This is a genomic window from Capnocytophaga sp. oral taxon 336 str. F0502 (assembly GCF_000411575.1).
Classification (GTDB): Bacteria; Bacteroidota; Bacteroidia; order Flavobacteriales; family Flavobacteriaceae; genus Capnocytophaga; species Capnocytophaga ochracea.
The window spans coordinates 157,226-172,513 of record NZ_KE150491.1; the positions used below are offsets into that span (position 1 = coordinate 157,226).

Here is a 15,288-nt window from a genome sequence, read left to right on the forward strand (position 1 = left end):
ATTACTTTACAAAAATCTTTTTATAGTTAGAAAACTTAAAAAAATGAAAAGTATTATCTATGTACAAGTTGTTTTTATCAATAAAAATTCTATTTACAGAACTCCAACTTATTTGAGTATAAGAATTAGGTTGAGAAAGTTTTACTCTCAATAAGTTGGTGATTAAAGTACGTCCTTCTGCTGTAATTTCCTCTTTAGTATCATCTATAAAATATTGAAGTAAGGTATTATTAGTAGGGTCAAACTTATATACTTTATCTGATAATACTAAAAGATTATTATCTTCATCTGAAAAAATATCTCTAAGATTTTGGGGGAAATTAGCAATAAGAGTGGTTACATTATAAGAATCTGAAGCGGCATCATACACTATTTTTCGTAAGTTCTTATCTGTATCAACTACATATATCACCTTATTGATGATTACGACATTATCTATTCTACCAAAAGAAGCTTCATTACCTTTTCCATCTTTTATACCTCTTGTAGCAGCAGTACCTGCTATATAAGTACAAGATTTACTTTTGGACTCAAATAATAAAAGTCGAGATTCTCTATCTCCTACTAAGATATACTTATCTTCATCTAATTGTTTTATATTTGTTAACATTTGAGAAGGAGTAGTATATTCTTTTTCTCTATTAGAATTAAAAGGTAGTGCATACACATTACGTCCTACAGAAGTGGGGGTATCAGTAACAAGATATATAGAATCCTTTTGAGGAGATAACGCCATACCCATATTATTGAAAAATAAGTGTTCTATTCTGCTTAATATAGTAACTTCCCCTTTCTTATTTATTTTCTTTATAGATGGATCAAAATCGCCATATCTATCTCCAGAATAGAGAGTATAAACTTCTCCATCTTTTACAAGGAAGTCTTTGCAAAAACCTAAAGGTATTGCATATTCAGCTATTATAGCATCTTCACCATATTTCTTTTGGTGATTTTCTTCCTTTTTACAAGAAATATAGCTTGTGATAGCTATCAATAATATAATTATTTTTTTCATATTTGTTAATATTTATAAGATTTGTAAAATAAATATTGACTTTGACAAAGCTTGTGGTGCTAATCATTCAACTTCAACACCGCCATAAACGCACTCTGTGGTATCTCTACGTTCCCCACTTGGCGCATACGTTTTTTACCGGCTTTCTGCTTTTCTAAGAGCTTGCGCTTACGCGAGATATCACCCCCGTAACACTTGGCAGTAACGTCTTTGCGGAGCGCTTTGATAGTCTCACGAGAGATGATTTTAGCCCCAATAGCTGCCTGAATAGGAATATCAAACTGCTGACGCGGGATCAGCTCACGTAGTTTCTCGCACATCTTCTTGCCTATATTATAAGCATTATCGGCGTGGATAAGGGCAGAGAGCGCATCTACCGACTGCGAGTTGATAAGGATATCCACCTTCACAAGGTTAGAAGCGCGCATCCCAATAGGCGAATAGTCAAATGAAGCATACCCCTTGCTCACTGTTTTAAGTCGGTCGTAAAAGTCGAACACGATTTCGGCAAGAGGCATATCAAAGTTCAGCTCTACACGCTCAGGGGTGAGGTAGTGCTGGTTAGTTATCTGTCCGCGTTTCTCAATACAGAGCGACATCACCTGTCCTATAAAATCGGACTTGGTAATGATGCTCGCCTTGATATATGGCTCTTCCACGCGGTCTAATTTCGACGGGTCGGGTAGGTCAGAAGGGTTATTTACGATAATCGCTTTTTCGGGTTCTTTTTTGGTATAGGCGTGGTAACTTACGTTGGGCACGGTGGTAATCACGGTCATACCAAACTCGCGTTCCAAGCGTTCTTGCACGATTTCTAAGTGTAGCATTCCTAAGAATCCACAGCGAAAGCCAAAGCCCAAAGCAGCAGAACTTTCGGGGGTAAACACCAGCGAGGCATCGTTCAGTTGGAGTTTTTCCATCGAGGTGCGTAGCTCTTCGTAATCTTCGGTGTCTACCGGATAAATACCTGCAAATACCATTGGTTTCACGTTCTCAAAGCCGTCAATAGCTTCTTTGCAACCATCTACTGCTGAGGTAATGGTATCACCTACCTTCACCTCACGTGCGTCCTTAATACCGGTGATAAGGTACCCCACATCGCCAGTACTAATAACCTGCTTGGGCACTTGGTTGAGTTTAAGCGTACCCACCTCGTCGGCATCATAGATTTTGCCGTTGGACATAAACTTGATTTTCTGCCCTTTGCGTATTTCACCGTTCATCACCCGGAAGTAAGTCTCCACCCCGCGAAAAGAGTTGTATACCGAGTCGAATATCAACGCTTGTAGTGGTGCCTTAGGGTCGCCAGTAGGGGCAGGAATACGCTCTATAATAGCCTCTAAAATTGCCTCTACGCCCAAACCTGTTTTACCACTGGCAGGGATAATCTCATCGGGCGAACAACCTAATAGGTCTACAATGTCGTCTTTCACCTCTTCGGGATTAGCGCTGGGTAGGTCTATTTTGTTGAGTACGGGAATGATTTCAAGGTCGTTTTCGAGAGCTAAGTAGAGGTTAGAAATCGTTTGTGCTTGTATGCTTTGGGCAGCATCTACGATCAGGAGAGCCCCCTCGCAAGCAGCGATGGAACGCGATACTTCATAAGAGAAATCCACGTGACCGGGGGTATCGATAAGGTTGAGAATATACGTTTCGCCTTTGTACACATATTCCATTTGTATCGCGTGGCTCTTGATAGTGATACCGCGCTCACGCTCCAAGTCCATATTGTCGAGCAATTGGTCTTGTTTTTCGCGTTCGGTTACGGTTTGGGTAAAGTCGAGCAAACGGTCGGCTAAGGTACTCTTCCCGTGGTCGATATGTGCAATAATGCAGAAATTACGTATGTTCTTCATTTGTTTCTTAGTGTTTAGTTTTTAGTGATGAGTTGTGAGTTGTCTGTACCGAGAGACAACGAACTAATAATTAAAGGTGCAAAGATAGAAAATAATTGTCAATTCACAAATTGAAAGTTCTATCGTGCTTCAAAGAGGTTCTCATTTGTAGTCTGTCGGATTATTTGGAATATTTTTTTGATTGTAAATTTACTTTTTCAAAAGAAAAAGTTGCTAAATCAAAATTATTGTTTATATTTGCGACCAAATTAGAAAAAGAAAACAATATCTATTTCTTTAAAAGTATTAAGATTATCAATTTAAAAAACTTATCCAAATGAGAGATTTAACTAAAATGACAAACATTGAGGACTTGCGTGTGGTGTGTAAACGCAACGTCCCTAAGATGTTCTATGAGTATGTAGACACCGGCTCTTGGACTGAATCAACTTACAGAGAAAATGTTTCCGATTTTAATCCTATTAAATTCCGTCAACGCATATTAGTGGATATGGATAACCGTACCCTCGAAAGTACTCTTTTAGGGCAAAAGGTAAAGTTTCCCGCTATGACGGCTCCTGTTGGCTTTATGGGAATGATGTGGGCTGATGGTGAAATCCATATGGCAAAAGCCGCTCAAAAATTTGGAATCCCCTTTACGCTTTCTACGATGTCTATTTGCTCTATCGAAGATTTGGTAGAAGCAGGAGTAGAGCCCTTTTGGTTTCAGTTGTATGTAATGCGCGACCGCGATTTTATGAAAGACCTTATTCGTCGTGCTAAAGATGCTAAATGCTCTGCTTTAATGATAACCGTAGATTTGCAGGTGCTCGGCAATCGTCATCGCGATATCAAGAATGGACTTTCCACCCCTCCTAAGTTCACCATCCCTAATATGATTAACCTCTCTACTAAAATTCCTTGGGGGTTGCGCTATGTGTTTGGCAACCGCCGTTGGACATTCCGCAATATTGCAGGTCACGCGAAAAGCGTATCCGACCTCTCTTCACTTTCCTCTTGGACAAAAGAACAGTTCGACCCAAGTCTTAGTTGGAAAGATATCGCCGAAATTAAAGAATTGTGGGGGGGACCTATCATCTTAAAGGGTATTATGACTCCTGAAGATGCTATCGAAGCTGTGAAATATGGTGCCGATGCGATTATTGTGTCTAACCACGGTGGTCGCCAAATGGACGATACTATTTCCACTATCAAAGCACTCCCCGATATTGTAAGCGCCGTAGGTAGCCAAACCGAAGTATGGATAGACTCTGGTTTCTATACAGGGCAAAATATGCTCAAAGCGTGGGCGTTAGGTGCCAAAGGTATTATGCTTGGTCGTGCTCCTGTATATGGGCTTGGTGCTTATGGCGAAGAAGGCGTAACACGTGCTTTGCAAATATTATATGACGAAATGGATACTACTATGGCTTTTTCAGGTCATCGTAACCTCCAAGATGTAGATAGTAGTATTTTAGTAGAGGGTACTTATCCTCTACCAAGCAATAATTTCCGAGTTTAGTTTAACTTTCATTGTAAAAAGAAAGAGCTTAATACGAATGATGTATTAAGCTCTTTCACTTTTTATTACAAACTATTAAAATTTTAACCACTTATCCTTCATTATAAATGCTCCTTACAATCCCGTCGGCAAGACCAATGCGGGGTACGTGTACAATTTCTGCTCCTGACCATTTCATCGCATTGATGAACACTGTAAGTGCATACAAAATTACGTCGGCACGGTCGGGATTAAAGCCTAAGAGCCTGATGCGTTCATCGTAAGTAAATCCCGATACATAGTTAAGGTAATCGGTGAGGTACTGATAGCTCAGTGGTTCTCCTTCTCTGCTGTTGGAGTTCTTGTGTATCTTGTTGATGTTCCCTCCTGAACCAATGGCTTCTATATGCTCACAGTCTTTCGTATGCTTTTTTATCCAGTGTTCTACTTCTTCCCACGTTTTATTGCTTACTTTGTTGTCTAATAAACGTACTGTACCTATGGGGAACGAACGCGACTTCTTTACCTTCCCCTTCGAGAAGACCGTAAACTCGGTACTACCCCCGCCTACGTCTATGTATAGGTAATCTTTATCTTTTTGTATTAAACTTGAAATATCGGTAGAGGCAATAATGCTCGCCTCTTCGGCGCCATCTATAATATCTATGCGCACTCCTGTACGTTTGTATACCTCATCGGCTACTTGTTGCCCATTGGTGGATTCTCGCATTGCCGAGGTCGCACAAGCGCGATACTTTTCTACTTGGTTTACTTTCATCAGCAAACTGAACGCTTGCATCGTGTCTGCCAATCTATCGGTGTTTTCTTCTGAGATGAGCCCGTCTAAAAACACATCAGCTCCCAAACGGATAGGCACGCGCACCAAGCTGGCTTTGGTAAATTTCGGAGCTTCGTTAGGCTCTTCCAATACGTTCGAAATGAGCAATCTCACCCCGTTCGACCCTATGTCTATCGCTCCTAATTTTTTGATATTCATATCGTAATTATTTGTCTTTGTCCATTTCTAAAGAGCGCACTTTTAGCGGGTTTTTAATCAGTTCAGCGTACTCTTCACGGTTTCTAAACACATCTAAAGCAGTGAAAATAGCGTGACGGAACGACTCAGGGTCGGCAATGCCCTTGCCGGCTATTTCGTAAGCCGTACCGTGGTCGGGCGAAGTGCGTACTTTGCTAAGTCCTGCTGTATAGTTCACACCACTACCAAAGGCAATGGTTTTGAACGCGATAAGCCCTTGGTCGTGGTAAGGTGCTAATACCGCATCGTAGTTCCGGTAGGTTTGTGAACCGAAGAAACTATCGGCAGCAAAAGGTCCAAATACCAATATATTCTCATCAAAATACAGCTTTTTCAAGGCTGGGCGTAACACTTCGTCATCTTCGTTACCTATCACGCCTTTGTCTCCGCAATGTGGATTAATGCCCAATACGGCTATTTTAGGGCGTTGTAAGCGGAAGTCCTTAATGAGTGATTCGTTCATCAGGCGCGCTTTCTCCATAATGAGGGCTTCTGTAATAAGAGAAGAAACCTCTTTCAAAGGTACGTGGTCAGTAAGTAAACCCACTTTCAGGTCTTCGCTCACCATAAACATCAGGCTAGTACCGTTGAGCTCTTGTGCCAAATAATCGGTGTGACCAGGGAAGTGAAACGCGTCCGACTGTATGTTGTTCTTATTGATAGGAGCGGTTACCAGCACATCAATACTGTTGTTTTTTAACGCTTCCACCGCAGCTTGTAATGATAAAAAGGCATATTTGCCACCTTCTTCGGTTTCTTGTCCAAAGGTAACCGTAGGTGTTTCTTTCCAGCAGTTTAGCACATTTAGCTTGCCGTCAATAGCAGCTTCCACACTCTCAATTCCTTGAAAATTGGCAGTGGTATTGAAATGTTTCTTCTGAAAAGAAACTAACTTGTTCGAAGCAAAAATAATAGGCGTACACAATTCCAATATTTGGTGGTCTTCAAAGGTTTTTAGGATAATTTCAAGCCCTATACCGTTCATATCACCAATGGAAATTCCTACTTTTATGGGTTTTTCTTTCATAAAATGAAATACATTTTAAAGTACTTATTCTTCTCTCTGAGTGTAGAATACGCTTATTCTGGGCAAGCGTTTTTCTACTTCTTCGTATTGCTGAGTAGTGAAATTACGGTTGTTGATGTACAAAACACCCTTCCACTGTATTTTCTCTATCGATTTTATAAACTGTTTGAAATCAAGCGGATTGTCGTTGATATTCACGTAAGTTAAACGTGGATTTTCAGCCAATGCTTGTGGTAATTTAGTGAGGTTGTTCGCATTGAAGTATACGTTTTCTAATTTTGGCAAACGTCCTACTGAGGCAGGCACTTCGCTAAGCGCAGCATTGCGCAACGACAGTTCTTCAAGTAGTGGCAACTTGTCGAAGTTATCAGGAAGTACTTTTATTTTGTTCTTCGTGTCAAACTGACTGATGATAAGTGATTTCAACTTAGGTAAAGCAAACACTTGCTCTGGGAAATCTGTAAATTCGGCTCCTTCAAACTTCAAATTTTCTAACTGTTTTAAGTTCATAAGTGACGCAGGCACTTCAGTAATCGGGTTATAGATATCTATAGTTTGCAAAGCCGAAAGACTGCCGATGTTCTCAGGTAATTTGCTGAGGTTATTGAGGCGTAACACCAATACTTTTAGTGTTTTATTTTCAACACTTAGCTCAGGAAATGAAGCTATCCCCACTTCCTTTATTTCCAATACTTCAAGTTGCTGTGCTTCACTGAAAAGCCTTCTCAATAAAGCCTCACTTACTTGCACTTCATTATTTGAATTGCTATAAATTCTAACTTCTTTTAGCTTAGCAAAGTTAGTCTTCATAAGCTCCTCAGCGCTCCTGAAACTTTGTTCATCTCCGCTGGTAGTGGCAATTCTTATTTGCATAGATTGTGCCCCTGCAACAAACGGAATTGCGAGGGCAAACACGCATAAAAGTTGTTTTATTTTTTTCATTGTTCTATTTTTTATCTGTAAATAATTATTACTTTTGTCCTTTCAGAGTGCAAAGATATAAAAAATATGGGAGTAACACAAACTTATTCTTTTCATAGTAATGGTAAATTGCTCATTACGGGCGAATATGCGGTGCTCGACGGGGCGCTCGCTTTTGCTTTACCCACCCAGAAAGGACAGACATTGAAGGTAACAGAAGGAGCAAACGAAAACCGATGGCAAGCCTTTGATGCCAACGGTGATTTGTGGTTCGACAGTGCGACACTCACTACTGAAACCGACCAACAAATAGCACAAACATTGCAAAAAATTCTCACTACGGCTACTCTCCTCAACCCCAATTTCAAAGATAAATGGCTACACTCTCAAGTGCAAACTCATTTAGAGTTCCCTCGTTTGTGGGGCTTAGGCACTTCGTCTACACTCATCAACAATATAGCGCAGTGGGCAGCCGTAAATCCATACGAACTGCTTTTTAAGAGTTTTGGTGGCAGTGGTTACGATATCGCTTGTGCCAAAAGCAATACCCCATTGTTGTATAAGTTGGAAGGAGGCAAACCACATAGTTACCCTTTGCGCTTTCTTTTTCCTCATACGCATCAAATCTACTTCGTTTATCTCAATCAGAAACAAAATAGCAAGGGCGGAATTGCGCGTTATCGGTCAGTAACTAAAAGTAAACGCAAACTTGCTGAGAGCATTACTCGCCTTACTGAACAGTTTGTTTTAGCGCACACCGTAACCGATGTTTGCCAGATATTAAACGAACACGAAACCCTCATTAGCAACTACTTGAGTATGCCCACCGTTAAAGAACGCCTTTTTTCCGATTTCAACGGCACAGTGAAGAGTTTGGGCGCTTGGGGTGGTGATTTTGTATTAGCTATTTCCGAAACCGAAGATACCCCCGCTTATTTTGCCTCCAAAGGTTTTGATACTTGCGTCCCTTACAACGAAATGATATAGCATAAACCTCTGAATTGCTATTGTTGCATTTTTTCTGTTAAAATTGAGGTTTTACCCTTAATTTATTCAATATTTTAAAATCGTCTTATCTCCCTCTGATATTCAGTATAGTAAGCTCATTCCTTCGTCTTTCCTTCGTCTTTTGTTCGTCTTACCTTCGCTTTAGCTTCGAGTTTCCTATAAGTTACCTATAAGATACGATAATGTTTAGTTGTGCTGTTTTTCAGTACTTTATAAATTTGGGGCTAAAAAACATTTTACTGTCTTATTTTGAAGAAAAATAGCTGTTTTAGCTATTTTTAACAGAAAAAACGCAAAAGCACTTTCCCTATTTATTGTCGATAGCACTGTAGTAAAGTGCTTCATACATTGGCACTATTCTATCCTCATCAAAACGTTCGGCTACTTTGCGGGCATTCTGTTTAAATTGTGCCAATCGGGTTTTGTCTTCAAGTATGTAAATAGCCTTCTCTGCCATTGCTTTTACATCGCCTATGGGGCACAGATAGCCCGATACGCCCTCTTCATTCACTTCTGGAAGTCCTCCGGTATTGCTCGATACTACCGGAACGCCAGCTGCCATTGCTTCTAATGCCGAAAGTCCAAAGCTCTCGGAGGCAGAAGGGAGTAAGAATAAATCGGTGAAACACAAAATGCGGTCTATATCAGAAGTATTACCTAAAAACAGCACTTTGCTCTTGATGCCTAAATCCTTGCAGAGCTGGTCGGCTATCTCGCGCTCAGGTCCGTCACCTACCATTATGAGCTTAGCAGGAAGTTTCTGCTGAATGCCATAAAAAATTCTCACCACATCGTCTATGCGTTTTACCTTCCTAAAATTGCTAATGTGTGTAACGATGAGTTCCTCAGGCTTTGCCATTACAGTGCGTTTGCAAGGAGAAGTTTCTTTGGATTTTTTTATATTTGTGAAGTTAGGAATTACCTTAATATCTTTATCTATACGGAAAAGTCTTAGAGTATCTTGCTTCAAACTCTCGGACACTGAAGTTACAATATCCGATTCGTTAATGCTAAACGTGACTGCCTCTTTGTAAGTAGGGTGGTTGCCCACAAGGGTAATATCGGTGCCGTGAAGGGTCGTTACCATAGGTACTTCTATCCCTTCCCGTTTGAGCATTTGTTTAGCCATATAACCTGCATAAGCGTGCGGAATAGCGTAATGCACGTGCAAAATATCTATGTGATAGGTTTTTACCACATAAGCCATTTTGCTAGACAATGCTAGTTCGTAAGGCTGGTAGTGAAACAAGGGGTATTCCTCTACGTGCACTTCGTGAAAGTGAATGTTCATCTCCAAGAAGTCTAAACGCACGGGGTAACTATACGTGATAAAGTGCACCTGATGACCTTTGCGAGCTAAGGCAAGCCCGAGTTCGGTAGCTACTACACCACTCCCTCCAAAGGTAGGGTAACACACTATGGCTATATTCATATTTGATATATATTAGAGAGGCAAAGGTACTAATTTTTCTGTGGGTATTGAAAATATTAACAAAAAATTATATCTTTGTACTCAGTAAATAGCGTTCTATATGAAAACTTTAGATTCTTTTATAAATATTAAAAACGGCGATTTTCTCCTTATAAAAGGAGAGACCATCACTGCCGATACTACTTTTGCAATTCTTAGAGAACGTTTTCCTAATAACAAAGTATGGGACGTAGGGACAGGCTATTATTGGTTGTATTTCAGCGATTGTTCTTTTGAGGGGAAGTTATTTAATGTGTCGCTTTGTTTTGAAGGAGAACAGCTAAAATTCTTAGGTTTTGCAATGAAGAATGAAAAACAAACCTCGTGGGACGATTGGAGTGAAGTATACGAATTGCAGACTGAAAAATATTATGACCAATGGCTTACAGCACATATAGGCAAGAAACGCACTTTCTCTTGGGGAACTATTAAGTCTATTTACGACCGGAAAGGAGGGGGTACAGTTATTTGGGTGAATTATAACAAATAAAAGAGGCTTTCTATAAAGCTATAGAAAACCTCTTGTTATTGAGTAAGCCTCTCAGTGAGAGGAATTCGTACCTCAGCTTAAAAGCTATAATGCTCTTTAATTTGAAATGACAAATAGCTAACGTGGGTTATAAATCTTCGTTCAAACTATCAATAATAGTTAGTTTAGCAAAGCGTAATAATATATTTTTTAAACCTCCTGTCTCGAATTTTATTTGCGCCTTTTTATCATTTCCTGTTCCTTCCAATGAAATTACTTTACCACGACCGAAACGTTCGTGATAAACTACTGTTCCTATATCCAGTCCGTTATAAGTATTTTTATTATTACTATTAGAATTATACAAAGCATTCACAGGTTTTAACTTCCTGAGTTTTTGTTGTTCTTCTCCTGTTGGGGCGTTTTTATGAGGAGGTATTCCACTTATAGGTTTCTGCAAACGTAGTTTACTTTTATCTACTTCACCAAAAATATCCCTATCAATAAGTGGTTTATATCGATAATTAGGATTAGAAATAGAAGGTGTAAGATACTGCAAATAGCGTTCATCTATTTCTTCGATAAATCTACTTGGCTCGGCATCAGAAAGTTTTCCCCAACGATAACGGTTTTCTGCATAAGTTAAATAGGCTTGTTTCTCAGCACGGGTGAGTGCTACATAAAATAACCTTCTTTCTTCTTCCAAATCATTACGTGATTGTATGCTCATTGCCGAAGGAAACAAATCTTCTTCCATTCCTACCACGTATACATACGGAAACTCCAATCCTTTTGCCAAGTGAATAGTCATCAAAGCTACACGGTCATCATCACCTATCTCTTTATCCATATCAGTAGCCAACGCAACATCTTCTAAATATTCTGAAAGACTTGCCCTGCTATCTGCCACATCTTCTTGTCCTTCTACAAAATCTTTCATACCATTAAGCATCTCTTCAATGTTTTCCATTTTGGCTATACCCTCGGGGGTACCATCTTTTTTAAACTCTTGCAAAAGCCCTGTTTTCTTTGCGACTTGTTCGGCAACTTCAAAAGCATTTGCTTTTTGATTGAGAGCTTGAAAGTTAAGAATCATTACCACAAAATCAGTAAGTTTTTGCTTTGTAGTAGTGTTGATGTGCAATTCTGGAAGTTTATTGATGTTATACATTATCTCGAAGATAGACTTCTTATAATGATTTGCTGCCAAAGTAAGCTTTTCCATTGTAGTTTCTCCAATGCCTCGTGCAGGAAAATTGATAATGCGCACTAAAGCTTCCTCATCATTTGGATTGATGATAAGTCTTAAATAAGCAAGCATATCTTTGATTTCCTTGCGTTGGTAGAATGACAATCCGCCATAGATGCGGTATGGAATGTCACGTTTTCTAAGGGCATCTTCAATAGCACGCGATTGTGAATTAGTGCGATAAAGCACCGCAAAATTACCATTAGGAAGCTGGTATTGCATCTTGTTTTCGAAGATAGAGCTCGCTACAAAACGACCTTCATCAGCATCAGTAGGACTTCTATGCACTTTAATAGGTTCACCTAATTCATTTTCAGTGAAAACTACCTTTTCCAATCGTATTTTATTGTGTTCTATCACACTATTAGCTGCTTCCACAATGTTTTTTGTAGAACGATAATTTTGCTCTAACTTATATTCTTTTGCTTCTGGATAATCATTTTTGAAATTGAGAATATTATTGATGTTTGCTCCCCTAAAAGCATAAATACTTTGCGCATCATCTCCTACTACACAAATGTTATGAAAACGGTCTGCCAAAGCCTTCACGATAAGATATTGAGAGTGATTGGTATCTTGATACTCATCTACGAGAATATACTTAAACCTATTTTGATATTTTGCCAATACATCAGGATATAGATTGAGGAGTTCATTTGTTTTCAGCAGTAAATCGTCAAAATCCATTGCTCCTGCTTTAAAACACCTATCTACATATTCTTGATAAATTTCTCCTAAACGTGGTTGTCTTGCCATTGCGTCAGCTTCCATTAGTTCAGGATTATTAAAATAGGCTCTCACGGTAATAAGACTGTTTTTAAAGGAAGAAATACGCGATTGTATTCGTTTATACTTATAGATATCTTTGTCCAACTCCATCTCCTTAATGATACCATTAATAAGACGTTGAGAGTCTTGGGTATCATATATAGTAAAATTTTGAGGATATCCCAATTTATCGGCTTCGATGCGCAAGATTTTAGCAAAAACAGAGTGGAATGTACCCATCCATAGGTTCTTTGCTTCGTTGTTGCCTACAAGACTGGCAATACGCTTTTTCATTTCGTTGGCAGCCTTATTAGTAAAGGTAAGAGCAAGGATATTGAAAGCATCTACACCTTCTCTCATCAAGTTGGCTATGCGATAAGTAAGCACGCGAGTTTTACCAGAACCCGCTCCTGCTATCACGATGATAGGTCCATCTTTTTGAAGCACGGCAGCACGTTGAGGAGCATTTAGACTTTCTAATTCCTTTAAAAATGTATCCATAATAATCTTCGCAAAAGTATGATGTATGTATATTATCCTCGTTTGAGTTCTATGACAGTAATTTCAGGCCATACGCCTAATCTTCCAGGGAATGCGTGATACCCAAACCCACGATTTACGTTTAAATATTGTGCTCCTTCTTTATACATACCTCCCCAATATTTATAAATATATTGTGAGGGACTCCACCGCCATTGGGGTATTTCAATCCCGCACTGCATTCCGTGTGTATGACCGCTAAGGGTGAGCGCTATGTTCTTTCTCTCGGGCAAAACAATTTCTTGAAAATGAGTAGGGTCGTGGCTCATCAGTATTTTAAAATCTTCTTCGTTTACCCCCTCCATAGCTTTATTGAGGTCGCCGTATTTAGAGAACCTACCGCGCCCCCAGTTTTCAACGCCTATAAGGGCAATCTTTTCGCCATTGCGTTCTAAATAGCGATGTTCATTGAGGAGCAAGTCCCAACCCATTTCCTTTTGTAAATCAAACAAGTGTTCTAAGTTCTTGCGCTTAGCTTCAACGCTTTCCCAAGAAGAGTAATCGCCATAATCGTGGTTACCCATAATAGAAAAGACACCATCGGGAGCGTGCAACGTAGCAAACAAGCTTTTCCAATCGTGAACCTCCTCTGCCAAGTTATTTACCAAATCGCCCGTAAAAAGAATGACATCACTCTTTTGAGCATTGATAAGTTCTACCCCATAACGTATCTTTTCATAATTATCAAAACTTCCACAGTGAATATCCGAGATTTGAGTAATTCGATAGCCGTCGAACGCCTTAGGAAGGTCGGGAAAATAAAGGGTATACTTCCATACCTTGTAATTGTACTTTCCTTTAAAAATAGCGTAGAGGATAGAGGCAAAAGGAATAGCCGCCAAGCCCCAACCCAGTATACTGATAAACTTGCGTCGTGAGGGCAAACGAGAAGCGTTTTGCTTTTTCTTGCTGAAAAGAGCGCGTATAAGCCGAGTAATATCTTCTATAAGCAAAGGCAAACTGACAAATAAGCAGATGATGAGCCACGTAAGTAGTCCTGCCACAGCATATTGCTGAGGAGCACTCCACACCGTTTTACCTCTGTTGAACCAATGATAAAGAAGGTTGAGAACAATCGCTACTGCTATTCCCCAGAAAGTCCAATGTATCCATCGTGCTACGGCAAGTGTCTTTAAGCTTCTGCTAGCATAAAAACTCAATAAGAAATACAGCGTAAAGATACTGATAAGTATAATATAAATCATAGAATATTTGCCTATTCGTTAATTTGCTAATTTGCTAATAATCTCACGAATAACTTTAACGTTAGAAATAGGTCTTTTGGTTTCATCTAAAAAACTTTCTGTTTTGAACGAGAAAGGTAAGGTAGTACCTAAATCTTCGAAAACAGTACCTGAGAAATGTACTTCGGTAAAACCGGCAGCTTTTATCTGCACGATACTTTGCGCATTGATGCCACCACCGGGCATAATAGTAGGTTGTCCTCCGCCAATGCGGTTGAGTTCTTTTAGAAGAGCGAGCCCCTCAATAGCCGATTTCTTACCTCCTGAGGTGAGAATGCGTTTTACTCCCAAACGTTTCAAGGTTTGAATAGCTACAATGGGGTCAGGAGCACAGTCGAAAGCGCGATGATAGATAAATTCCATATCACCAGAGGCTTCAATGAGGCGTGCGGTGCGTTCTTCATCGATGGTATTATCGCGGTGCAACACACCCGTTACTACGCCCATACAACCTAACTCACGGCAAAGAACAATATCGCGCAACATTACATCGAATTCTTCTTCGGTATAAGTGAAATCGCCACTGCGTGGACGTATCAGCACACAATTGCCGATGCTCAGTTCGTCCATTACTTTTTTAATCAATCCGTAGCTGGGAGTGATGCCTCCTACTCCCAATTCACTGCATAATTCAATGCGAGTAGCACCTGCTTCTTGTGCATTTTTAGCCGACTCGAATGAGCTGGCACATATTTCATAAATCATAATGTCTTTGTTAATTTGGAGTGCAAAGGTAGAGAATAATTAGCAAATGAGCAAAATTTTAATTAATGGTTAGTGGTTAATGACGAATGTAATGCGGAGGGAGGATTTCAACTTTGATAAAGTATGTAGTGACAGTAAGGGGGGCGATGGAAAGACGAATGATGAGTGGGTCTACTGTGGTTTAAGAATGCTTGATGAATGAACAAAAGACAAATTCAAAATAAGGATATAATGGAGGTAAGAAAGAGACTATTGGGAGCTTTCAACTTTGCCAAAGTTTCAAACTTTGGCAAAGTCCATACTGGAAAAGGGAGTGTAGCGACGCAAAGGCGGTGCGAGCCACATAGGCAGGTGTCATTAGCAAATTAGCAAATTAGCAAATGGGGGCGGGAGAATGAAATAATGTAGATATGGAGCTTATAAGAAAGACGAACAAAAGACGAACAAAAGACGAACAAAAGACGAATAAAAGACGAACAAAAGACGAACAAAAGACGAA

Annotated in this window: 12 protein-coding genes; 3 read left to right on the forward strand and 9 right to left on the reverse strand. The window is 39.7% G+C overall.

Annotated features, from left to right (window positions below; translation table 11 throughout):
* Window position 1: 1 nt before the first annotated feature.
* Entirely contained in the window at window positions 2-1,015 is a 1,014-nt protein-coding gene (locus HMPREF1528_RS08660; protein WP_016479454.1) for a hypothetical protein, read from the reverse strand.
* 59 nt (window positions 1,016-1,074) lie between these two features.
* On the reverse strand, window positions 1,075-2,871 hold the full coding sequence (lepA, locus tag HMPREF1528_RS08665; RefSeq protein ID WP_016479455.1) for a translation elongation factor 4: 1,797 nt from the start codon (window positions 2,869-2,871) through the stop codon (window positions 1,075-1,077).
* A gap of 316 nt (window positions 2,872-3,187) precedes the next feature.
* Here lepA and HMPREF1528_RS08670 point away from each other — a divergent pair, with 316 nt between their 5' ends.
* Window positions 3,188-4,372: an alpha-hydroxy acid oxidase gene (locus HMPREF1528_RS08670; RefSeq protein ID WP_009417310.1), complete on the forward strand. Its 1,185-nt coding sequence runs from the start codon at window positions 3,188-3,190 to the stop codon at window positions 4,370-4,372.
* Window positions 4,373-4,463: 91 nt separating this feature from the next.
* Here HMPREF1528_RS08670 and HMPREF1528_RS08675 read toward each other — a convergent pair whose 3' ends face one another.
* Genes HMPREF1528_RS08675 through HMPREF1528_RS08685 form a run of 3 tightly spaced genes read right to left on the reverse strand, consistent with a single transcriptional unit; the run spans window position 4,464 to window position 7,356 of the window.
* Window positions 4,464-5,348: a Ppx/GppA phosphatase family protein gene (locus tag HMPREF1528_RS08675; RefSeq protein ID WP_009419548.1), complete on the reverse strand. Its 885-nt coding sequence runs from the start codon at window positions 5,346-5,348 to the stop codon at window positions 4,464-4,466.
* Window positions 5,349-5,355: 7 nt separating this feature from the next.
* Window positions 5,356-6,414: a 4-hydroxythreonine-4-phosphate dehydrogenase PdxA gene (gene pdxA / locus HMPREF1528_RS08680; protein ID WP_016479456.1), complete on the reverse strand. Its 1,059-nt coding sequence runs from the start codon at window positions 6,412-6,414 to the stop codon at window positions 5,356-5,358.
* 24 nt (window positions 6,415-6,438) lie between these two features.
* Window positions 6,439-7,356 carry a leucine-rich repeat domain-containing protein gene (locus HMPREF1528_RS08685; RefSeq protein WP_002672389.1) on the reverse strand — a complete coding sequence of 306 codons (918 nt, stop codon included), beginning with the start codon at window positions 7,354-7,356 and terminating at the stop codon, window positions 6,439-6,441.
* A gap of 66 nt (window positions 7,357-7,422) precedes the next feature.
* Between HMPREF1528_RS08685 and HMPREF1528_RS08690 the strand changes: the two genes are divergently transcribed.
* Window positions 7,423-8,322 (forward strand): GYDIA family GHMP kinase, encoded by a 900-nt coding sequence (locus HMPREF1528_RS08690; RefSeq protein WP_016479457.1) that lies wholly within the window; start codon window positions 7,423-7,425, stop codon window positions 8,320-8,322.
* A gap of 328 nt (window positions 8,323-8,650) precedes the next feature.
* On the opposite strand, the gene bshA is transcribed toward HMPREF1528_RS08690, so the two are convergent.
* The gene (gene bshA, locus HMPREF1528_RS08695) at window positions 8,651-9,775 is read right to left on the reverse strand and encodes an N-acetyl-alpha-D-glucosaminyl L-malate synthase BshA (RefSeq protein ID WP_016479458.1); all 1,125 of its coding nucleotides are present in this window, start codon (window positions 9,773-9,775) and stop codon (window positions 8,651-8,653) included.
* A 100-nt stretch (window positions 9,776-9,875) separates the two neighbouring features.
* On the opposite strand from bshA, the gene HMPREF1528_RS08700 reads away from it, so the two are divergent.
* The gene (locus HMPREF1528_RS08700; protein ID WP_016479459.1) at window positions 9,876-10,304 is read left to right on the forward strand and encodes a hypothetical protein; all 429 of its coding nucleotides are present in this window, start codon (window positions 9,876-9,878) and stop codon (window positions 10,302-10,304) included.
* 127 nt (window positions 10,305-10,431) lie between these two features.
* Here the strand turns inward: HMPREF1528_RS08700 and HMPREF1528_RS08705 are convergent, their stop codons facing one another.
* Genes HMPREF1528_RS08705 through HMPREF1528_RS08715 form a run of 3 tightly spaced genes read right to left on the reverse strand, consistent with a single transcriptional unit; the run spans window position 10,432 to window position 14,789 of the window.
* The gene (locus HMPREF1528_RS08705; protein ID WP_016479460.1) at window positions 10,432-12,801 is read right to left on the reverse strand and encodes an ATP-dependent helicase; all 2,370 of its coding nucleotides are present in this window, start codon (window positions 12,799-12,801) and stop codon (window positions 10,432-10,434) included.
* A 32-nt stretch (window positions 12,802-12,833) separates the two neighbouring features.
* Window positions 12,834-14,045, reverse strand: a complete 1,212-nt coding sequence (locus tag HMPREF1528_RS08710) for a metallophosphoesterase (RefSeq protein ID WP_016479461.1) — start codon at window positions 14,043-14,045, stop codon at window positions 12,834-12,836.
* Window positions 14,046-14,063: 18 nt separating this feature from the next.
* The gene (locus tag HMPREF1528_RS08715; protein ID WP_009410161.1) at window positions 14,064-14,789 is read right to left on the reverse strand and encodes a copper homeostasis protein CutC; all 726 of its coding nucleotides are present in this window, start codon (window positions 14,787-14,789) and stop codon (window positions 14,064-14,066) included.
* Between the last annotated feature and the right edge of the window lie 499 nt (window positions 14,790-15,288).

What these genes read in the sequence shown, in the direction of transcription:
- HMPREF1528_RS08675 (WP_009419548.1), bottom strand. Translation starts at nt 5,348, where the DNA reads ATGAATATCAAAAAATTAGGAGCGATAGACATAGGGTCGAACGGGGTG.
- HMPREF1528_RS08710 (WP_016479461.1), bottom strand. Translation starts at nt 14,045, where the DNA reads ATGATTTATATTATACTTATCAGTATCTTTACGCTGTATTTCTTATTG.
- lepA (WP_016479455.1), bottom strand. Translation starts at nt 2,871, where the DNA reads ATGAAGAACATACGTAATTTCTGCATTATTGCACATATCGACCACGGG.
- HMPREF1528_RS08690 (WP_016479457.1), top strand. Translation starts at nt 7,423, where the DNA reads ATGGGAGTAACACAAACTTATTCTTTTCATAGTAATGGTAAATTGCTC.
- pdxA (WP_016479456.1), bottom strand. Translation starts at nt 6,414, where the DNA reads ATGAAAGAAAAACCCATAAAAGTAGGAATTTCCATTGGTGATATGAAC.
- HMPREF1528_RS08715 (WP_009410161.1), bottom strand. Translation starts at nt 14,789, where the DNA reads ATGATTTATGAAATATGTGCCAGCTCATTCGAGTCGGCTAAAAATGCA.
- bshA (WP_016479458.1), bottom strand. Translation starts at nt 9,775, where the DNA reads ATGAATATAGCCATAGTGTGTTACCCTACCTTTGGAGGGAGTGGTGTA.
- HMPREF1528_RS08700 (WP_016479459.1), top strand. Translation starts at nt 9,876, where the DNA reads ATGAAAACTTTAGATTCTTTTATAAATATTAAAAACGGCGATTTTCTC.
- HMPREF1528_RS08660 (WP_016479454.1), bottom strand. Translation starts at nt 1,015, where the DNA reads ATGAAAAAAATAATTATATTATTGATAGCTATCACAAGCTATATTTCT.
- HMPREF1528_RS08670 (WP_009417310.1), top strand. Translation starts at nt 3,188, where the DNA reads ATGAGAGATTTAACTAAAATGACAAACATTGAGGACTTGCGTGTGGTG.
- HMPREF1528_RS08705 (WP_016479460.1), bottom strand. Translation starts at nt 12,801, where the DNA reads ATGGATACATTTTTAAAGGAATTAGAAAGTCTAAATGCTCCTCAACGT.
- HMPREF1528_RS08685 (WP_002672389.1), bottom strand. Translation starts at nt 7,356, where the DNA reads ATGAAAAAAATAAAACAACTTTTATGCGTGTTTGCCCTCGCAATTCCG.